Origin of the sequence: Sphingobium sp. (genome assembly GCF_032153725.1) — a bacterium.
GTDB lineage: Bacteria > Pseudomonadota > Alphaproteobacteria > Sphingomonadales > Sphingomonadaceae > Sphingobium.
Window position 1 is genome coordinate 1 of sequence record NZ_JALDYQ010000148.1, and the last position, 3,452, is coordinate 3,452.

Sequence of the window (3,452 nt, forward strand, 5' to 3'; positions counted from 1 at the left end):
AAAATCGGCGAAACCTACGAGGTCGGTACTCTCCTCGGTACCATCGGGTAAAGGGAGGATGCAGCCGCGCCCCTCCAAAACCTGATCATCGCAGAGCGCTTGTCAGCGCCTGGGGCTCTTCAGCTGATAACGGATATGGCCCCGGGATACCCGATCGAACCCGGCCACCGGCGCGGCTGACATTCAACCGATCGGCGGGTTTCTGGCCATCGCATCCTGGCGCTGGGACCCGCCAGCATCACAGCTCCGGGCGGGACCAGCGGCCGCGTTGGACGTAGCGATCCACGCCTTCGCCATTGTCGCGCATCTCACGATCGATGTCGGCGGGAGCAAGGGGGTCGAAAAAGGCTTTGGCCCGCTGCACGGCCGGGCGCGCGGCGATCGCCTCGATCCAACGTCGCACGGCCGGCAGCGCCGTGATATCCACGCCTCTCGATTCCCAGCGGTGGAACCAGGGCCAGGCTGCCATGTCGGCCAGGCCATAATCCTCGCCACCCAGAAAGGGCGTTTCACCCAGACGCCGCTCGGCCACGTCATAGAGCCGCTTCACCTCCGTCGCATAACGCGCCCGGGCATAGGCATGATCCGGATCGGTCGCATAGAGGCGGAAATGGGCAAGCTGACCGAACATCGGGCCGACTCCCCCCATCTGCCACATCAGCCATTGCAACATTGCCAGCCGCGCATGCACCCCAGCAGGCAGGAAACGCCCCGTCTTCTCCATGAGGTAGATGAGAATCGCCCCCGATTCCCACAGGGTCACCGCGCGCCCCCCTACCCCTTGCTCATCGACGATCACCGGTACCTTGCGATTGGGAGTCAGCGCGCCGAAATCATCCGTGAACTGCTCGCCCCGGAACATGTCGACCATCTCGAACCGCCAGGGCAGTGCCATTTCCTCCAGAGCGATCACGATCTTGAGGACATTGGGGCTTCCGAAGCCGTAAAGGGTGATCATCTTCTTCTCCAGTTCGTCATGCCTTGCGCCCGTTCAGCGTCATCCGCGCATCGCGGCCGCCATTTCTTCTGCCCTGTCGCGAACCGCGCCCATCAGTTCGGGATGAGTGAAGAGCCAGAAGCGATCCGTGCCAAGGGCATCCGCCACCAGCCGGCCGACCTCGCCGGGGTCGAGGCTTTCGCGCATCGCCTGCTCCAGTTCCGGCTCACGCTCGCCAATGGCCACCCCCCTGGGTGCGCGCGCCGCATTTTTTTCCACCAGCGCGGTCCGCACCCGGCCGGGCAGAAGCACGCTGATCCGGGTATCGGTCTGACGGGTTTCGGCCCGGGCCGCTTCACACAGCGCGACCACGCCAGCCTTCGCCGCCGAATAGACGCCATTGCCCGGATGCACCAGAAGCGCCCCAAGCGATGCGGTCGCCACGAAATGCGTCGGGCCGTCCGCTCTGGCCAGGCGCGGCAGCCCCAGATTCAGGGCATGAAAGCAGGCATCCAGATTGATGCTTCGCGACCATTCCCAGGCGTCCACGCTCGTTTCCGCGAGCGACAGCCTGCTCCCGGCGACACCGGCATTGCCGACGATCACGGCCAGCGGGCCGCATTCTCGCTCAGTCTCATCCAATGCGGCCTGCCACGCGGCACGATCGCGCGTATCCAGCACCACCGCATGGGCGCCCGGCACATCGGGCAGCGCCCGGGAAAGCCCGTCTTCGTCGATGTCGGCGAGCATGACCCGCATGCCTCGCGCGGCCAGCTCCTTCGATATGGCGAGGCCGATTCCGCTCGCGGCGCCGGTCACCAGCACCGCCCGGCCATGAAAACTGCTTTCGTCTCCCATCATCTTGCTCCGCTCGCCAGTTGCCTTAAAGTCATTCTGGTCAGATGGAACCGGGATGACTTTAGTTATTCTTTGTTGTCCGTGATTTCCGAGCCGCCAGATGATGCCATCCGGCTCGAAATCACTCTAGCCTTCAGCGCGCGATCTCGAACAACGCGGCCGCGCCCATGCCACCTCCAATGCACATGGTGACGACTGCGTTCTTCGCGCCCAGACGCTTGCCTGCAATCAGCGCGTGGCCGGTCATGCGCGAACCGGTCATGCCGAAGGGATGGCCCACCGCGATCGCGCCGCCATCGATATTGACCTTGTCCGGATCAATCCCCAACCGGTCACGGCAATAGAGTGCTTGGCTCGCATAGGCTTCATTGAGTTCCCAAAGGTCGATGTCGTCCACTCTCATGCCCAGCCGATCGAGCAGCTTTGGAACCGCGAAGACCGGTCCGATGCCCATCTCGTCCGGTTCGCAGCCCATCACCTGCATGCCCCTGTAAAGGCCGAGGATGGGTATGCCGCGCCGCGCCGCCTCGTCCGCGTCCATGATCACGCAGACGCTGGAGCCATCCGAGAGCTGGCTGCAATTCCCCGCCGTCACCGACCCTCCCTCGAACAGAGGCTTGAGCTTGCCGAGCCCTTCCACATCGGTGCCCGGTCGGTTGCATTCATCCTTCGTCAGCGTGACTTCTTCCTGGGACAGCACGGCCAGCGCCTTGTCGACCACATTCCTGGTGGTGGTGATTGGCACGATCTCCTCATTGAACCAGCCCCGCTCCTGCGCGATGGCGGTGCGGGCCTGGCTGCGTGCGGCGAATTCGTCCTGCGCCTCGCGGCTCACGCCATAGCGGCGCGCGACGATATCACCGGTCAGGTTCATCGCCATGTAGATTTCGGGCCTGTGCTCCAGCAGCCACTCATCCTTGTTGCGGAAGATATTGCGGTGCGGATCGACCAGGCTGACCGTTTCCACGCCGCCTGCGACATAGATGCCCCCTTCCCCGCTGCGGATGCGCTGCGCCGCGAAGGCGATGGTCTGGAGGCCGGAGGAGCATTTGCGATCCAGCGTCACGCCGCACACGCTGATCGGCAGGCCGGCACGGAGCGCCGCCTGGCGCGCTATGTTGGAGCCGACCGCGCCCTCGCATCGTGCGGAGCCCAGCAGCACATCCTCTATTTCACCCGGATCGATCCCCGCGCGCTCCACCGCCGCGCGGATGGAATGGGCCGCCAGTGTCGCGCCATGGATGTTGTTGAGCGCCCCCCGATGCGCCTTGCCGATCGGCGTGCGCGCGGTGGCGACGATAGCTGCTTCTTTCATATCCGGAAGATCTCCCGCAAATCGCCTTGCGAGATACGCCCGCCTACCCTGTTTTGCCAGCCGAAGGGCCATCACGGTTCCGATGCTTCACCCTTCGCCTGACCCCAGGACAGGCCAACAAGGCCGGCTGATGCTGATCGAGTTTCTTGCCGGCAAAAGCTGGAGCGTCGGCCCTCCACTGGCCAATGTACACATAGGCGATATTTCTATCCTCCCATATGGGAGGCTAAAAATGGTCGGTGATCTGACACGTTATCAGCATGCAAAAACGTGGAGAGGCTATGTTGGACACGCGGACATTGACGCATTTGGAGCGTTTGGAGGCGGAGAGCATCCATATCA

General features: G+C 63.6%; 4 protein-coding genes. 1 reads left to right on the plus strand and 3 read right to left on the minus strand.

The window, feature by feature from the left end; genetic code table 11:
* Window positions 1-238 precede the first annotated feature (238 nt).
* From RUH75_RS23485 to RUH75_RS23495, 3 genes are all read right to left on the minus strand, one after another.
* Window positions 239-958: a glutathione S-transferase C-terminal domain-containing protein gene (locus RUH75_RS23485; RefSeq protein ID WP_313809625.1), complete on the minus strand. Its 720-nt coding sequence runs from the start codon at window positions 956-958 to the stop codon at window positions 239-241.
* A gap of 39 nt (window positions 959-997) precedes the next feature.
* On the minus strand, window positions 998-1,798 hold the full coding sequence (locus RUH75_RS23490; protein WP_313809626.1) for an SDR family NAD(P)-dependent oxidoreductase: 801 nt from the start codon (window positions 1,796-1,798) through the stop codon (window positions 998-1,000).
* Between the two features lie 130 nt (window positions 1,799-1,928).
* A complete protein-coding gene (locus RUH75_RS23495; RefSeq protein WP_313809627.1) occupies window positions 1,929-3,110 on the minus strand; it encodes an acetyl-CoA C-acyltransferase in 1,182 nt (393 codons plus the stop codon).
* A 130-nt stretch (window positions 3,111-3,240) separates the two neighbouring features.
* Here RUH75_RS23495 and RUH75_RS23500 point away from each other — a divergent pair.
* Window positions 3,241-3,452: hypothetical protein (locus RUH75_RS23500; protein ID WP_313809628.1), on the plus strand; the 212-nt coding region annotated here is incomplete at its 3' end.